Origin of the sequence: Rhodoplanes sp., from assembly GCF_013377085.1 — a bacterium.
GTDB lineage: Bacteria > Pseudomonadota > Alphaproteobacteria > Rhizobiales > Xanthobacteraceae > Rhodoplanes.
The window spans coordinates 64,965-80,935 of the sequence record NZ_JACAAX010000018.1 but is presented as its reverse complement, the minus strand read 5'-3'; the positions used below and the strand labels follow the sequence as shown (position 1 = coordinate 80,935).

18 protein-coding genes are annotated in these 15,971 nt (G+C 69.3%); 14 read left to right on the top strand and 4 right to left on the bottom strand.

The window, feature by feature from the left end; genetic code table 11:
• Nucleotides 1-202 precede the first annotated feature (202 nt).
• The 8 genes from HXX10_RS14440 (at nucleotide 203) to HXX10_RS14405 (ending at nucleotide 7,914) form a co-directional block, all read left to right on the top strand.
• Nucleotides 203-1,198 carry an ABC transporter substrate-binding protein gene (locus HXX10_RS14440; protein WP_296523218.1) on the top strand — a complete coding sequence of 332 codons (996 nt, stop codon included), beginning with the start codon at nucleotides 203-205 and terminating at the stop codon, nucleotides 1,196-1,198.
• A gap of 33 nt (nucleotides 1,199-1,231) precedes the next feature.
• Nucleotides 1,232-2,122: an ABC transporter permease gene (locus HXX10_RS14435; protein WP_296523216.1), complete on the top strand. Its 891-nt coding sequence runs from the start codon at nucleotides 1,232-1,234 to the stop codon at nucleotides 2,120-2,122.
• Between the two features lie 8 nt (nucleotides 2,123-2,130).
• Nucleotides 2,131-2,889, top strand: coding sequence for an ABC transporter ATP-binding protein (locus HXX10_RS14430; RefSeq protein WP_296523214.1), 759 nt, complete (start codon nucleotides 2,131-2,133; stop codon nucleotides 2,887-2,889).
• A 33-nt stretch (nucleotides 2,890-2,922) separates the two neighbouring features.
• Nucleotides 2,923-3,801, top strand: a complete 879-nt coding sequence (locus HXX10_RS14425; RefSeq protein ID WP_296523212.1) for a polysaccharide deacetylase family protein — start codon at nucleotides 2,923-2,925, stop codon at nucleotides 3,799-3,801.
• Entirely contained in the window at nucleotides 3,798-4,571 is a 774-nt protein-coding gene (locus tag HXX10_RS14420) for a short-chain dehydrogenase/reductase (RefSeq protein WP_296523210.1), read from the top strand. The genes HXX10_RS14425 and HXX10_RS14420 overlap by 4 nt, the downstream gene beginning before the upstream one ends.
• Nucleotides 4,572-4,884: 313 nt before the next feature.
• Complete coding sequence (locus tag HXX10_RS14415) at nucleotides 4,885-5,628, top strand: Asp/Glu racemase (protein WP_296523208.1); 744 nt, start codon at nucleotides 4,885-4,887, stop codon at nucleotides 5,626-5,628.
• Nucleotides 5,629-5,636: 8 nt separating this feature from the next.
• Nucleotides 5,637-6,830, top strand: a complete 1,194-nt coding sequence (locus HXX10_RS14410; protein WP_296523206.1) for an NAD(P)/FAD-dependent oxidoreductase — start codon at nucleotides 5,637-5,639, stop codon at nucleotides 6,828-6,830.
• Nucleotides 6,831-6,942: 112 nt separating this feature from the next.
• Nucleotides 6,943-7,914 carry a tripartite tricarboxylate transporter substrate binding protein gene (locus HXX10_RS14405; RefSeq protein ID WP_296523204.1) on the top strand — a complete coding sequence of 324 codons (972 nt, stop codon included), beginning with the start codon at nucleotides 6,943-6,945 and terminating at the stop codon, nucleotides 7,912-7,914.
• Between the two features lie 130 nt (nucleotides 7,915-8,044).
• On the opposite strand, the gene HXX10_RS14400 is transcribed toward HXX10_RS14405, so the two are convergent.
• Nucleotides 8,045-8,386, bottom strand: coding sequence for a hypothetical protein (locus tag HXX10_RS14400; RefSeq protein WP_296523202.1), 342 nt, complete (start codon nucleotides 8,384-8,386; stop codon nucleotides 8,045-8,047).
• A gap of 144 nt (nucleotides 8,387-8,530) precedes the next feature.
• On the opposite strand from HXX10_RS14400, the gene HXX10_RS14395 reads away from it, so the two are divergent.
• From HXX10_RS14395 to HXX10_RS14380, 4 genes are all read left to right on the top strand, one after another.
• A complete protein-coding gene (locus HXX10_RS14395) occupies nucleotides 8,531-9,721 on the top strand; it encodes a DSD1 family PLP-dependent enzyme (RefSeq protein ID WP_296523201.1) in 1,191 nt (396 codons plus the stop codon).
• Between the two features lie 162 nt (nucleotides 9,722-9,883).
• Entirely contained in the window at nucleotides 9,884-10,111 is a 228-nt protein-coding gene (locus HXX10_RS14390; protein WP_296523199.1) for a hypothetical protein, read from the top strand.
• A 241-nt stretch (nucleotides 10,112-10,352) separates the two neighbouring features.
• Nucleotides 10,353-10,478, top strand: a complete 126-nt coding sequence (gene ykgO, locus HXX10_RS14385) for a type B 50S ribosomal protein L36 (protein ID WP_111421746.1) — start codon at nucleotides 10,353-10,355, stop codon at nucleotides 10,476-10,478.
• A gap of 164 nt (nucleotides 10,479-10,642) precedes the next feature.
• The gene (locus HXX10_RS14380) at nucleotides 10,643-11,254 is read left to right on the top strand and encodes a tetratricopeptide repeat protein (RefSeq protein ID WP_296523196.1); all 612 of its coding nucleotides are present in this window, start codon (nucleotides 10,643-10,645) and stop codon (nucleotides 11,252-11,254) included.
• Nucleotides 11,255-11,452: 198 nt separating this feature from the next.
• Here the strand turns inward: HXX10_RS14380 and pyk are convergent, their stop codons facing one another.
• The 3 genes from pyk to HXX10_RS14365 form a co-directional block, all read right to left on the bottom strand.
• Entirely contained in the window at nucleotides 11,453-12,883 is a 1,431-nt protein-coding gene (gene pyk, locus HXX10_RS14375; protein ID WP_296523194.1) for a pyruvate kinase, read from the bottom strand.
• On the bottom strand, nucleotides 12,880-13,395 hold the full coding sequence (locus tag HXX10_RS14370; RefSeq protein WP_296523192.1) for a DUF1036 domain-containing protein: 516 nt from the start codon (nucleotides 13,393-13,395) through the stop codon (nucleotides 12,880-12,882). The genes pyk and HXX10_RS14370 overlap by 4 nt, the downstream gene beginning before the upstream one ends.
• Nucleotides 13,396-13,485: 90 nt before the next feature.
• A complete protein-coding gene (locus HXX10_RS14365; RefSeq protein WP_296523190.1) occupies nucleotides 13,486-14,772 on the bottom strand; it encodes a glycerate kinase in 1,287 nt (428 codons plus the stop codon).
• A gap of 184 nt (nucleotides 14,773-14,956) precedes the next feature.
• Here HXX10_RS14365 and HXX10_RS14360 point away from each other — a divergent pair, with 184 nt between their 5' ends.
• Entirely contained in the window at nucleotides 14,957-15,274 is a 318-nt protein-coding gene (locus tag HXX10_RS14360) for a DUF1244 domain-containing protein (RefSeq protein WP_296523188.1), read from the top strand.
• A gap of 210 nt (nucleotides 15,275-15,484) precedes the next feature.
• Nucleotides 15,485-15,769 carry a DUF2312 domain-containing protein gene (locus tag HXX10_RS14355; protein ID WP_296523185.1) on the top strand — a complete coding sequence of 95 codons (285 nt, stop codon included), beginning with the start codon at nucleotides 15,485-15,487 and terminating at the stop codon, nucleotides 15,767-15,769.
• The last annotated feature ends 202 nt before the right edge of the window (nucleotides 15,770-15,971 follow it).

Genomic DNA, 15,971 nt, shown 5'->3' with positions numbered 1-15,971 from the left:
GTCGGCGCTTCGCGCCGCTCGATGACAGGCTCCGCGCCGACCCCGGAACATATACGCCCTGTCCATCGTGAGTCGCCCGCACCGGGGCTAAGGATTCCCGGCTCGCTACTCCGCAGCGCCCCGGAATGACGAGGAAAGACCGATCCGCACGACATTGATCTGACGCAGCATGTCCACCCCCGTCCCGACCAGGAGGAAGCCGATGCGCCGTAATCTCCTCACCCTGATCGCCGTCGCCGCGCTGGCGGTCACGTCGCTCTTCACAGCGCCGGCCCGCGCCGCCGGGCCGCAGCCGGCGCCGCTCGCCGCGCCCGTCGAGCTGACGGTCGGCTATCAGAAGGTCGGCCATCTGGCGCCGATGATCATGATCGCCGACAAGCTGAAAAGCCTCGGCGTCGATCTCAAGCTGGTCGAGTTCGCCCGCTATGCCGACGCCCGCACGGCGCTCCTGGCCGGCTCGCTCGACGTCGCCTCGGTCGGACCGGCCGATCTCGCCATCTCGCTCGCGCAAGGGTCGACCGACGTGGTCGGCATCATGGGGGTCGGCGGCTCGCCCAAATACGTGATCGGCCGCAGCGGCGTGAAGCTCGACACTTGGACCGACCTCAAGGGCAAGAAGATCGCCATCGCGCCCGGCTCGGCCGTGTGGTTCCAGTTCGCCGCGACGCTGGTCGAGAAGGGCGTCCCCTACACCAGCTTCGAGGCCGTCAACATCCAGGGCGGCGGCGCCAATTTCGACCAGGCGCTGAAGAAGGGCGAGGTCGACGGCATCGTCACCTGGGAGCCGTTCGAATCCATCCCCGTGATGGAAGGCTACGGGTTCTTCGCCAAGAACCTCGAATACGGCTCGTCCAAGGCGGTCGGCGCCGAGCTCGGCATGATCATGGCGTCGAAGAGCGCGGCGACCAAGAAGCGCGACGCCGTCGAGCGCTTCGTCTGGGCCTATCTGGATGCCCAGGACCAACTTGCGAAATCGCCCGAGAAGTTCGCCGAGGCCTATGCGAAGCTGTCCGGCATGCAACCCGACATCGCCGCCCAGGCGTCCAAAATCATCACGCTCGGCGAAGTCATCTCGCCCGACCAGATCAAGCGCCAGGCCAAGGCCTTCGCCGATCTGGGCGTGATCCAGAAGGACGTCTCGGGTCAGGTCGATGCCGCCTGGGACGGCTCGTTCGTATCGAAGGCGCTGGGCAAGTGACCCCCCGCGCCTGCAACTGATGGTCCGCGCGCCATGACCACCTCGATCGAACGGCTGGTGGCCTCGGACGGCCCGAGCGGCACCGCGACGCCGCGGCGCCGCACCGTGGTGGTGCGTGGCCCGTTGCGGGTCGTCGGCCGGGTGCTGCTGGCCGTCGCGCTTCCCGTCGTCGTGGTCGCGACCTGGCAGCTCGCCGGCACCGGCGGGTCGCTGTTCGGCGGCGTGCTGCCGACGCCGGACCGGGTGTGGAAGGCGTGGTGGACCTGGGCGTTCGGCACGACCGGGCTCGGCCTCAATCCCTATTCGGGAACCTGGCTCGCCAATCTGCTCTACTCGGCCGAGCGGGTGGCGAAGGGCTTCGGCTGCGCCATCCTGATCGGCGTGCCGGTCGGCATCGCGATCGGCTGGAACCGCGCCGCCGCCGGCGCGCTCGACCCGACCGTACAGGTGCTGCGGCCGATCCCAATCACGGCGTGGCTGCCGTTCTCCATCGCCGTGTTCGGCATCGGGCCGGGCGGCGCCATCTTCCTGATCGCGCTCGGCGCCTTCTATCCGATCGTCGTCAACACCAGCCAGGGCGCCCGCGACGTCGAGCGCATTCTGATCCGCGCCGCGCTGATGATGGGGGCCGGGCCGTTCACCATCCTGCGCCGCGTCGTCCTGCCGGCGGCGCTACCGTCGATCTTCACCGGGCTGCGCGTCGGGCTGGGCATCGGCTGGACGGCCGTGATCGTCGCCGAGATGGTCGCGGTCAAGTCCGGCCTCGGCTACGTGCTGTGGGACGCCTATTACGTCGGCCGCATGGACGTGGTCATCGCCGATATGATCACGATCGGCCTGCTCGGCTATCTGAGCGACCGGCTCGTGCTCGCGATCGAGCGCTGGGCCCTGGCCTGGCGCCGCCTGCAGTCCCACCAGGCCTGAGGATACTCATGGGCACCGTGCTGTTCCAGAACGTCAGCAAGACCTTTCCGGGCGTGCGCAGCGTGCGGGCGCTTGACGATGTCAGCCTCTCCATCGGCGAGGGCGACTTCGTCGCGCTGCTCGGCCCGTCGGGCTGCGGGAAGTCGACGCTGCTCAACCTGCTCGCCGGCTTCGACCGCATCAGCGACGGGCATCTGCTGTTCGACGGCCGCCCGGTGACGCGGCCGGGGCCGGACCGCGGCGTCGTCTTCCAGGAGGCGGCGCTGTTTCCCTGGCTCGACGTGTGGAACAACGTGATCTTCGGCCCAAAAGTGCAGGGCGTGCCGCGCGACGTCTACGAGCCGCGCGCCCGCGAACTCCTGCATCTCGTCGGGCTCGACGCCTTCGCCGAGGCGTTGCCGGTGCAGCTCTCCGGCGGCATGCGCCAGCGCGTCGGCATCGCGCGGGTGCTCGCCATGAGCCCGCGCGCGCTGTTGATGGACGAGCCGTTCGGCGCGCTGGACGCGCAGACGCGCCTGTCGATGCAGCAGCTCCTGCTCGACGTGTGGCAGTCGCTCGGCACCACGGTGCTGTTCGTCACCCACGACATCGACGAGGCGATCCTCCTGTCCGATCGCATCTGCGTCATGTCGGCGCGCCCCGGCCGCATCGTGCGCACCTTGCCGATCGCACTGCCGCGCCCGCGCTCGATCGCCAGCCTCACGTCTCCCGAGTTCGTCGCCTACAAGGCCGACATCCTGTCCGAGATGAACGTGGTGCATCACTAGCCACGCCTTTCCTCGATCGAGGCTTTCGAACCCATGGCGAATCCGAGAATTCCCTACCGGCTCTCCTCGACGCGGCCGCCGCTGCCGCCGCTCGACGGCAAACGCATCCTGGTGCACCTCGTCGTCAACGTGGAGAACTGGCGGTTCGACCAGCCGATGCCGCGCACCATCATCACGCCGCCGCACGGCCGCGAGACGGTGCCGGACGTGCCGAACTTCTCCTGGGCCGACTACGGCATGCGGGCCGGTCTGCCGCGCATCCTCGACGCAGTCGCCGCGCGAAACCTGCCGGCCTCGACCAGCGTCAATGCCGGCGTCATCGACGCCTACCGGCCCGCCGCGGAGGCGATGCGCGACGCCGGCTGGGAGTTCATCGGCCACGGCATGCACCAGCGGGCGACCAATCACGTCGAGGGCGGCGAGGAGACGCTGGTGCGCGCGAGCCTCGGCGCGCTCGCAGCCTTCACGGGCACGCGGCCGCGCGGCTGGCTGTCGCCCGGGCTGCGCGAGACCGCCGACACGCCCGACATCCTCAAGAGCGCCGGCCTCGACTATGTCTGCGACTGGGTGGTCGACGACCGCCCGTCCTGGATGACGACCATAGGCGGTCCGCTGATCGCCATGCCGTACAATCTCGAGATCAACGACTCGATCATCTACGCGGTCGAGCGCCACGCGACGGGCGAGATGGCGCGGCGCCTCGAGTTCACGCTGCGCCGCTTCGAGCACGAATGCCGCGACAGCGCCATCGTGCTGGCGATCGGCCTGCATCCGCATCTGATCTCGGTGCCGCACCGCATCCACGAGCTCGACCACATGCTCGATCTCTTGACCGCCTCGCCCGAGGTCGGCTTCTTCACCGGCAGCCGGCTCGCCGATTGGTTTGCAACGGCCGCGCCAAGCGAGGCATGACCATGGATCTCGGGCTCACCGGACAATCGGTGCTGGTCACCGGCGCGTCGCGCGGCATCGGCCGTGCCGTCGCCGAAAGCTTTTTGGCGGAGGGCGCCCGCGTCGTCATCACGGGGCGCGACGCTGCGGCACTCGACGAGACGGCGCAGGCGCTCGCCGCGCTCGGCCCGGTCGAGACCTTCGCTGGCGACCTCGCCCAGACGGACGAGCGCGAGCGACTGTTCGCGGCGCATCCGTCGATCGACGTGCTGGTCAACAATGCCGGTGCCATTCCGGGCGGCGATCTGTTCGGCGTCGCCCTGCAGCAGTGGATCGACTCCTGGCAGCTCAAGGTGTTCGGCTATGTCCACCTGATGCAGCTCTATCTCGCCGCCATGAAGGAGCGCCACGCCGGCGCCATCGTCAACATCATCGGCATGGCCGGCCAGGCGCCGCGCTTCGAATATGTCTGCGGCTCGGCCGGCAACGCCGCGCTGATCGCGCTGACCCGTGCGGTCGGCGCGAAAAGCGTCGACTGGAACGTGCGTGTCGTCGGCATCAACCCGTCGTCGACCCGCACCGGGCGGATCGAGACCCTGTCGCGCAAGAAGGCCCGCGACCGCTTCGGCGACGAAGACCGCTGGACCGAGGCGCTCGGCCCCCTGCCCTTCGGCCGCCTCGCCGAGCCGGCCGAGATCGGTGCGCTGACCGTGATGCTCGCCTCGCCGCGAGCGTCCTATCTCAGCGGCACCGTCGTCGACGTCGACGGCGGGCAAATGTTTCGGGTGTGATCGGTTCTTACCCTCTCCCGAGGGGAGAGGGTCGGGCGCGCACGCGAGTGCGCGACCGGGGTGAGGGGCGTCTGCGCTGATGATTGGCCTCGGCACCCCCTCACCCGCGGTCCACGCTTTCGCGCGGACCGCGACCTCTCCCCGGGGGGAGAGGTGAAGAGTGCATCACCCTCCGCCCAATCATTCATCAGATCGCGCCGTATGCCTTCGCAAAGGGCGAAATCAGCATGATTGAGATTGTCATTCCCGCCGTCGTCGCGCCGTTCGTACCATGCGGGTGTCGGTTCGAACGGACTCTGAAGGGGCGTGCGGCGTGGATGCACTTGGTTACCGCAAGACAATCGGCATCGTCGTTCCCTCGACCAACACCATCGTCGGCCCCGAATGCGAGGCGCTGCGGCCGCGCGGCGTCACCAATCACGTCGGCCGGCTGACGCTCGAGAACAAGCCGATCCAGGCGAGCGACGCCGGCTTTCTCGCGCATGTGCAAGCGATGCGCGACGGCATCGGCCCGGCCATCGACCAGGTGATGACCTGCGGTCCTGATCACGTCATCATGGCGGTGGCGATCGAGGCGTTCACGGGCGGCGTCGCGGCGGCGGCGGCGCTGCAGGACGAGCTGTCCAAGCGCGCCGGCGTCGGCGTGTCGATGGGCTCGACCGCGGCGACCGCTGCGCTCGACGCGTTCGGGGCAAAGCGCCTCGCCGTGCTCACGCCGCACCAGCCGAAAGGCGACGAGACGGTCGCGGCCTATCTGAAAGAGGCCGGCTTCGACGTTGTGCGGATCGTCGGCCTGCGCTGCCCGTCGCCGCGCGCAATCGCCGAGGTACAGCCTTCGACGCTGCGAAAGGTGCTGCGCGAGATCGACGGCGACGACATCGACGCAATCCTGCAGGTCGGCACAAATCTTGCGAACGGTGCTGTCGCCGCCGAAGCCGAGCGGTGGTTGGAAAAGCCGGTACTGGCCATGAACACGGTGACGTACTGGGACGCCTTGCGCCGCAGCGGCATCGACGACCGCCTCTACGGCTTCGGCCGCGTGCTCGAAGAATTCTAGGGGCAGCAATGACCGAGGAGCGGGTCGTCGTCGTCGGAGCGGGGCCGACCGGGTTGACGGCGGCGCTGTTCCTGGCGCGCGCCGGCGCGCCCGTCACGGTGCTGGAGGCCCGCTCCGAGCCGTATGAGGATCCGCGCGCCGCCACCTTTCATCCGCCGACGCTGGAGATGTATGCCGAGACCGGCATCACGGCGCGGCTGCACGAGCTCGGCATCCTCTGCCCGCAGTGGCAGTTCCGCGGCCGCGACGAGGGGCTGATCGCCGAGTTCGATCTCGGCCTCCTGTCCGATCTCACGCCCTACCCGTATCGCCTGCAATGCGAGCAGCACAAGCTGGTGTCGATCCTGGCCGATGCCCTGAAGGCCTATCCGCACGTCACGGTGCGGTACGGCGCGCCGGTGGACACCGTGACGCAGGACGAGCGCGGCGCCGTCGTGATCGGCGAGGACGGCACCGCCGTCCCGGCCAGCTACGTGATCGGTGCCGACGGCGGCCGCAGCGTCGTGCGAAAATCCCAGGACATCGACTTTGCGGGCTTCACGTATCAGGAGCGGTTTCTCGTCGTCACCACGACGTTCGATTTCGCCGCGCGCGGCTTCGCCTACTCGTCCTACGTCTCCGATCCGCGCGAATGGTGCGCGCTGTTCAAGGTGCCGGGCGCCGGCCCGCCGGGCTTTTGGCGCGTGGTGTTCCCGACCCCGTCCGAGATCCCGGCCGACGATCTGCTCGACCACGCGGGTGCCGAGGCGCGGGTGCGCGGGTTCCTGATGACGGACGAGCCGATCCACATCGTCCACACCAATCTCTACACGGTGCACCAGCGCGTCGCGGCGAGCTACCGACGCGGCCGCGTGCTGCTCGCCGGCGACGCCGCCCATGTCAACAATCCGCTCGGCGGCATGGGCATGAATTTCGGCATCCACGACGCCGTCAGCCTCGCCGAAAAGCTTTCGCGGGTCCTCGGTGGGGAGCAGGACGCCCTCCTCGACCTCTACGACCGCCAGCGCCGGCACGTGGCGAATGCGTTCCTGCAGGCGATGACCATCCAGAACAAGCGCGTGCTGGAGGAGAAGGATCCGCAGGTGCGCGGCGAGCGCCTGCGCGAGCTGCGCGACACCGCGGCCGATCCCGACAAGGCACGCCCCTTTCTCATGCGAACGGCGATGATCGAAGGGCTGCGCGCCGCAGCCGGCATCGACTGAACGCCGTCGCGACCGCAGGGACGAGATACCCCCAGGAGGACTCTTCAGGACATCGCAAAAGACGGGGTCCGGGACCCGCCGCGCGCGAGCAAAAGTCGGAGCAAGGCGAGACATGACGACACGACGTGCGCTGCTCAAATCCCTGGCCGCGGGGGCCATGCTGACCGGCCTGCCGAGGCTGGCGCGGGCGAACGACTGGCCGCAGCGGCCGGTGCGGATCCTGGTGCCGTTCGCGGCCGGCGGCAACACCGACGGCATCGCCCGGCTGCTCGCCCAGCATCTGAGCGACAAATGCGGCCAGCAGTTCGTGGTCGAGAACCGCACCGGCGCCGGCGGCACCATCGCGGCCGAGACGGCGGCGCACTCGCCGCCGGACGGCTACACCCTGATGGTCACGGCCGTCGCCCAGATGGCGGTGTTCCCGGCGCTCAAGAAGACCAACTACGATCCCGTCGCCGACTTCGCGCCGATCAGCAACATCGCCAGCAATCCGTTCTGCCTCGTCGCCAACCCGGACTTTCCGGCCAAGACGCTCGGCGAGCTCGTCGCCTATGCGCGCGAGCAGCCCAGCAAGGTCGTCTACGCCTCGGGCGGCGTCGGCAGCATCAGCCATCTCACCATGGTGATGTTCTTGAAGCGCGCCGGCATCGAGATGCTGCACACGCCCTATCGGGGCGGCGCGCCGGCCATCGCCGACGTCATCGCCGGCCACGTGCCGCTCTATTTCGGCAATCTCTCCGAGGCACTGCCGCATGCCGGCGGCGCCCTGCGCCCGCTCGCCGTGTCGGGCGAGACGCGGGCCAGGAAGCTGCCGGACGTGCCGACCGTCGCGGAGTCCGGCTGGCCGGGCTTCAAGACCGAGACCTGGAACGGCCTGATCGCGCCGGCCGGCACGCCGCGCACGATCGTCGACGTCCTGGCGACCGAGGTGCGGGCCGCCCTGAAGGAACCGAAAACGCTCGACCAGCTCGACAGCTTCGGCGTCGACCCGATCGGCTCGACCCCGGAGGAGTTCAAGGCGACGATTGCGTCCGATCTCGCGCTGTGGCGCGAGGCCGTCAAGGACGCCAACGTGTCGCTGTAGGGTCATCGTCATTGCCGGGCTTGACCCGCCAATCCATCGATCTTCGTAAGAAGACCTTTTTTAGAGCGATGGATGCGCGGGTCGAACATCGAGCCCGCGCCTGACGCGTGGAAGTCTGTGACGACCGGTCTCAGTCGATCTTCTGCTGCTTGCCGAAGTCGAGGATGTCTTTCGGAAGGGTTTTCAAGTCCTTGTACATCTCCAGGCAGGTCAGAATCTCGACATAGGAGGCCAGCTCGGTGCCGCCCTCGGAGAAGCAGACTTTCCGCTGATCCGCCGGATACAGAGACCAGTTGGCGACCAGCTTGGCGCGGGCGTCAGCCTCGGACTTCATGCAACTGTCGAGCGCCGCCTTGGTGTCGGAGCCGCCGCGGCAGCTCTTGTTGACGTCGAGGGTCGGGACCCCGTCGGCGGCCGACGCGAGACCCGGCACGGCGAGGGTGAGCACAGCAATCAGAACCGGCAGGCGCATCGGACATCTCCTCGACAGGGCCCTGGATCATGTGCCCTGTGTAGCGAACCGGGCTTACGGATCCCTTAGGACACCGGACCACGGCCAGAATAGCACGCCCGGCGGCGCCCGGCTGCTTGCCGGAGCGATCTTGTCGTGGCTCTGATGCAGCCCCCGACACAGATGGGCACCCCGATGACCGACCACGACCAGTCCCTCTCCGCTCCGTTCGGCACGCCCGGATCGCGCGCCCTGATCGACACGCCGGCCCTGGTGCTCGACCTCGATGCCTTCGAGCACAACATCGCCCGCATGGCCGAGATCTGCCGCACCGCCGGGGTTGGACTGCGTCCGCACGCCAAGACCCACAAAAGCAGCATCATCGCCAGAAAGCAGATCGCGGCGGGGGCGATCGGAATCGGCTGCGCCACCCTCGACGAGGCCGAGGTGATGGTGGCGGCCGGCCTGCCGGGCGTGCTGATCACCTCGCCGCTGGTGACGCAAGGCAAGATCGCCCGGCTGATGCGGCTCGTCGCCGGCACCGGCGACGTCATGGTGGTCGCCGACAACCCCGAGAACGTTGCCGCGCTCGACCAGGCCGCGGCCGCTGCCGGGACGACGCTCGGCGTGCTGGTCGATCTCGATCTCGGCCAGCACCGCACCGGCGTCGCGACCGTTGCCGACGGCGTACGGCTGGCCCGCGACATCGCCGACCGCCGTCACCTGCGCTTTGCCGGCGTGCAGGCCTATGGGGGCCACCTCCAGCACATCCCCGACCATGCCGGCCGACTCGCAGCCACGCGGGCGGCCGACGCGCTGGTGGCCGAGCTGGTGGCCGCACTGACCGAGGAGGGGCTGGCACCTGGAATCGTCACCGGCGCCGGCACCGGCACGCACCGGATCAATGCCGGCGGCGGGCCGTTCACCGAGCTGCAGGCCGGCTCCTACACGGTGATGGACGCGGAGTACGGCGACGTCGAATACGCCCCCGGCGAGGCCTGGCCGTTCCGGCAGGCCCTGTTCGTCGCCGTGACCGTGGTCAGCACCAACGCGCCCGGCCGGGTGACGACCGACGGCGGCACCAAGGCCTTCGCCCTCAACGGGCCGCCGCCCCGCATCGCCGCCGGGCCGCTGGCCGGGGCGGCCTATGCGTTCAGCGGCGACGAGCACGGCTGCATCACCCTGCCGGACGGCGTCGCGGCGCCGACGCTCGGCACCGTGCTGGACTGCGTCGTGCCACACTGTGACCCGACCATCGCGCATTACGACGCGATTCATTGCGTGCGCGGCGACCGGCTGGTCGATGTCTGGCCCGTCGATGCACGCGGCCGGCGGGCGGCGGCCCCGCGCGGCTGAACCGGGCCGCGGGACAACCCGCGGCCCCGCCCCTCACGCTGCCAGGTTGTGGGGCGTACGCAACATCAACCGTTTACTGCTCGAACAGGTAAGACTTTACGGAGCTTCGCTCTTGGTGTGGAACAAACGTCGCGGGCCGGGGGGTCGGCAGGGACGTGATCGATGTTTTTCGGCACCAACGCGCAATCGACGACAACCACCCGAAAAGCCACCTACGCCCGGGGCGTGGTGGAGTGCAGCAAGTGCCGGAGGACGACGCCGGTCTATCGGGTCGAGGCGGTGTCGGACGAGTTCTCGGTCCGCTGCAGCCAATGCGGGCACCGCGGCTTCTATCGCAAGAACGAGATGGGCATCCAGCAGCTCCCGGAGCGGCGCTCGAAGAAGCGGTGACCGTCTGCCCGACATCCGCGGCGGGCGCCCGAGACCGACCGCGGCAATGGCGGCTCACGGCTTGACCGGGCGAGCAGGCCTCCCTATGTTTCGGCCGCATTCGCGTATCGGCGGCCCCGGGCCGATCCGGTCCGCTCAAACATCGAGCCGATCCCAGCCTTGCCGGACAAAATCCGGCCGTGGCGGGGATTGTTTTTGCATCCACCCGTGGTCTCGACCCACGGCGTGCCGAGGACGAGCCATGAAGATCCGCAACTCGCTCAAGTCCCTGCGCGGGCGCCACCGGGACAATCGCCTGGTCCGCCGCAAGGGCCGCGTCTACGTCATCAACAAGACCCAGCGCCGCTTCAAGGCCCGGCAGGGCTGAGGCTCCGCCGCGACGCCGCGGAGACGTCGCCGCGCGGCCTCGCGCTCGCGCGGCTGTGACCCGGGTCCGGGCCGCCAGCCTTGTCGGCGGTGCGCCGATCGCCCTACACTGGCGCCATGCGCTGGAAACGATCGGGTTCGGACGTTCTTGCAACGACACGCCGCTTGGCCGCCGCGACCCTGGTCGCCGGCGGTTTTTTGGCATGCGCGGCCCTGTCGGCGTCGCCCGCGGCCGCCCAGGATACTGACTGGGTTGAGCCGCCGGCCAGCGTGCCGAAGGCCCCGCGCGGCGATCCGACCCGCAATCTCGACATGCTGTTCGGCGCCCTCAAGGCGGCGCCCGACGACACCACGGCCAAGGCGGTCGAGGATCGCATATGGGCCGTCTGGCTCGCCTCCGGCAGCGACACCGTCAACCTGCTGATGGCCCGCACCAAGGCGGCGATCGACAAGGACGACCGCGTCCTGGCGATCCGGCTGCTCGACGCCATCGTCGAGATCCGCCCGCAATACGTCGAGGGCTGGAACCGGCGCGCCACCGTGTTCTTCCTGCAGAAGGACTATGCGAGCGCGCTCGCCGACCTGCGTCAGGTGCTGCGGCGCGAGCCGCGCCATTTCGGCGCGCTGGTCGGGCTCGGCACCATCATGCAGGAGATCGGCGACGAGACGAACGCGCTCGCCGCCTACCGCCGGGCGCTGGAGGTCAACCCGCGCCTGAAGGGCATGGCCGACAAGGTCCGCACCCTCGCCGACAAGGTCGACGGAAGGCCGATCTGATCGGCGTTGTTTCGGCAACGATGTTGATCGGATCACTCCGTCATGGCCGGGCGGGCCCAAAGGGCCGAGACCCGGTCATCCATCGCCTGGAGCAAGACTCGTCTCTCGAATTGATGGATGCTCGGGTCTTCGCTCGCGCATGACGACCGCGGAGGAAGCGACCGCTACAGCTACCCGGACGAATGCCGAGCAGAGACGCTACTCCGCCGCCTTCGGCCCCACATAGGCGATGCGCACCATGTTGGTGGCGCCGGGCATGCCGAGCGGCATGCCGGCCACGATGATGATGCGCTCGCCGGCGCGGGCGAAGCCTTCCGAGAAGGCGGTGCGGCAGGCGCGCTCGACCATGTCGTCCTGGTCGCGCGCATCCTCGGCGACGACGGCGTGGACGCCCCACACCAGCGCCAGCTTGCGGCCGGTGGCGAGGTTCGGCGAGATCGAGACCACCGGCACGGACGGACGCTCGCGCGCCACCCGGAACGCGGTCGCGCCCGACGAGGTCCACGACACCACGGCCGAGAGGTCGAGCGTCTCGGCGATCTGTCGGGCCGCCGCCGCAATGGCGTCGGCACCGGTACGCTCCGGCGGCGCCCGCAGGCCCTGGGTGACGGTCGGGAAGGTGGGGTCGCGCTCCACCTCCTCGGCGATCCGGTTCATCGTCGCGACCGCCTCGACCGGGTACTGGCCCGAGGCCGATTCGGCCGACAGCATCACGGCATCGGCGCCCTCGAAGATCGCGGTGGCGACGTCCGACACCTCGGCACGGGTCGGCACCGGGCTCGAGATCATCGATTCGAGCATCTGGGTCGCGACCACCACGGGCTTGCCGGTGCGACGGGCCTCGCGGGTGATCTGCTTCTGCAGGCCCGGCACCTTCTCGAGCGGCATCTCGACGCCGAGATCGCCGCGCGCCACCATCAGGGCATCGGCCGCGTCGATGATGTCGTGCAGCGCCTTGATGGCCTGCGGCTTCTCGATCTTGGCGAGCAGGCCGACGCGGCCCCGGGTGATTTTTCGGGCGGCGGCCAGATCCTCGGCCCGCTGGATGAACGACATCGCGATCCAGTCCACCCCGGCGTGGAGGGCGGCCTCGAGGTCGCGGTGATCCTTCTCGGTCAGGGCCGGGAAGGCGATCATGGTGTCGGGCAGGTTGAGGCCCTTGCGGGCCGTCAGCCGGCCGCCGACCTCGACCCGGGTCAACGCCCGGCCGTTCCACGTCTCCAGCACGGTGAGGCGGATCTTGCCGTCGTCGAGCAGCAGCGAGTGGCCGGGCTCGAGCGAGCCGAGCACCTCGGGATGCGGCACAAAAACCCGCTCGGCCGTGCCGGGCGTCGGGTCCGAATCGAGCACGAAGGTGGCGCCGCGATCGAGCATCACGGCGTCCTCGGCGAAGGTGCCGATACGCAGCTTCGGCCCCTGCAGGTCGGCGAGAATGCCGACCGGCCGGCCGAGCTCCTCCTCCACGGCCCGGATCATGCGCACCATCTCGTGCATGCGGTCCGGGGTCGTGTGGCTCATGTTGATTCGGAACACGTCGGCGCCGGCCTGGAACAGGCGCGTGACGGCCGCCTGGTCGGAGCTCGCGGGGCCGAGGGTGGCGACGATCTTGACGCGCCGCTGTCGTCTCATCGGGGGGGGCTTCCGGGAAATTGCGGGGGATTTGACGGGCGACCCTGGCCGGGCGGCACCGCCATGAAGGGCGCGGAGGGAGCGGGATTGGGGCCGCCGGGCCGCTGCGAGGTCTGCTCGTTCGAATCGGTCAGTTGTACCGTCCAGGTCTGTTGTTCACCGGTGTCCACCTCGAAGAAGCCGGTCCGGTCATAGCCGCGCGCGAGGCAGTCTTCGGTGCCCCGGATGGTGAATTCCTTGTCGCGCGTGCACATGAAGGCCTGGCCGGACCATTCTCCCCCGCGGTCGTAATCTACCGCGTAGATATAATAGTATCGTGCAACAAGCGTGCCGCGGAGCAGGGTTTCACAGGTGCGGGCGGGCAGATTCCACCAACCCTCGGTTGCCCAGCCGTCACCGTCCTTGTAGCCGACGGCGATTCCCACCCGGCCGGCCGTGTTGTTGCACAGCCGGAAGTCGGCGGATGCGGGACGGCTCGACCACAGGACGAGCACGGCGACCGCGGCGGCCATGCCGGCCGCCCGGGTCCATCGCCGCGCGTCACGTGAGGTGGTGTCCGTGCGTGTCGCCATTCCGGATCAGCGTCGTCCCCGCCGGGCCGATCACCGGTCGACCAGAATGGCCCGGAAATCGTTGATGTTGGTGCAGGTCGGTCCCGGGCGCAACAGATCGCCGAGACGCTCGAAGAAGCCGGTCGAGTCGTTGTCGGCAAGAAACACGGCGGGATCGAGGCCGAGCGCGCGGGCCCGGGCCAGCGTCGTCTCGTCGACGAAGGCGCCGGCCGGGTCGTCCGCCTTGCCGCCGCCGCCGTCGATGCCGTCGGTGTCGGCCGCCAGCGCCGCGACACCCGGCAGGCCGTCGAGCGCCGCCGCGAGCGCCAGCACGTATTCCTGGTTGGGACCGCCGCGGCCTTTTCCACGCAACGTCACGGTCAATTCGCCCCCCGACAGAATCACGATCCGGCGGCCCTGGGCGACGAACTCCTTGGCGACGGCGGCGTGCTGGGCCGCGACCGTGCGGGCCTCGCCCTCCAGCCGGTCGCCGAGCAGCAGGCAGTCGAGACCGGAGGCGCGGACCTTGGCCTCCACCGCCTCGAAGGCGTCCTGCGGCCGCGCCACGATGCGGTAGTCGAGATCCGCGAAGGCCGGATCGCCCGGCTTCGGCGTCTCGTTGGCGGGATTGTCCAGCGCGCGCTTCACCTCGTCGGGAATATCGAGGGCGTAGCGGGCGATGATCGCCTTGGCGTCGGCGAGCGTCGAGGGGTCCGGCACGGTCGGGCCCGAGCCGATGACGCTCGGGTCGTCGCCGGGCACGTCGGAGATCGCCAGGGTGACGATCCTGGCCGGATGCGCCCGCGCCGCGAGCCGCCCGCCCTTGAGCCGGGACAGATGCTTCCGCACCGTGTTGATCTCGCCGATATTGGCGCCGCAACGCAGCAGCGAGCGCGTCACCGCCTGCTTGGCGGCGAGCGACACGCCTTCGGCCGGGGCGATCCAGTTGGCCGAGGCGCCGCCCGACACCAGCACCAGCACCAGGTCGTCGGGACCGGCCGCATCGGCGAGCGCGAGGCTCTTCTCGGCACCGGCGAGCCCGGCCGCGTCAGGCACCGGATGCCCGGCCTCGACCACGGGGATCACCCGGCTCGGCTTGCCGTGGCCGTGGCGCGTGACGGCGATGCCGGTCAGGCGCTCGGGCGGCAGGCGCAGCTTGTCGAGATAATACGCTTCGACCGCCTGCACGGTGGCGCCGGCGGCCTTGCCGGCGGCCAGCACGACGAGGCGCCCGTTCGGGGGCGGCGGCGGCAGCTCGGGCGGCAGGCAGACCGCCGGATGGGCGGCCGCAACGGCCGCTTCGTAGAGCTTGGTCAGCAGATCGCGGGTCGGGCTCATTGCAACCTCGGATTTTTCGCGGTCCGCGACACTGTCGCAGGACCGAACGCCTTATAATCGCTGACGCGGAGAATTCATCCCGGACAACTACGCGGAAGCCGGCGCGACCGGCATGCGACCCGCGCGCGGCTGGCGCCCCGGTGGCCCGATCTCTATCGTGCGGACGACCTGGAGGACCCCCGAAATGACCCTCGACGACAAGACCCTCGACGACAAGACCCGCACCGAGCTGGAGGCCGCCGTGTTCCGGCGGCTGGTCGAGCACCTGCGCGGCCGCACCGACGTACAGAACATCGACCTGATGAACCTCGCCGGCTTCTGCCGGAACTGTCTGTCCAACTGGCTGAAGGACGCGGCCGACGCCCGCGGCGTGCCGCTGTCCAAGGACGAGAGCCGCGAGGCCGTCTACGGCATGCCGTACGAGGAGTGGAAGGCGAAGCACCAGCGCGAGGCATCGGCCGCGCAGAAGGACGCCTTCGCCAAGTCGCACGTGCACGGCTGAGGACGGGCCGCCCTCGTGCAACCCGGACCACTCCCTCCGGTTGGCTCCGGTCGGTCGAGACCGCGACGACTCTTCGACGGCAGCGACTTTATTTCGCTTTGCCGTGTGGATGATGTGGATCGCGGCGCCGTTGCCCTGACGGCGCCTTGACGGCCCGGCAGAATCCCTCCGTATCAGCCATAGGATTCCGTTTCCTCTCGAGGACCGCTCATGCCCGCCACCGCTGCCGCCACCGATCCCCACGCCGACAAGAATCGCGCGACGCGGTTCGCCCAGGACCAGCTCAAGGCCTTCGTCGAGCGCATCGAGAAGCTCGAGGAGGAAAAGAAAGCCATCGCCGACGACATCAAGGACGTGTTCGCCGAGGCCAAGGGCAACGGCTACGACACCAAGGCGCTGCGCGCCGTCATCCGCCTGCGCAAGCAGGACAAGGACGAGCGCGCCGAGCACGAGGCAATCCTGGAAACCTACAAGGCCGCCCTCGGCATCATGTGAGCGCAGACCGTCACGACAGACGAGAACGCCCGGTTCGCGCCGGGCGTTCTCGTTTTCGACAGGCGGCATAGAGAAGCGACGTAAAGACGGGCAGAAGCCACAACCTCCGCTCCTTCCCGCGCAAGCGGGAATCCAGGGTTCTTGCGCTGGGTCCCCGCTTTCACGGGGACGAGCGGGCCTTGATGTCGGCTTGGGCTTGGGC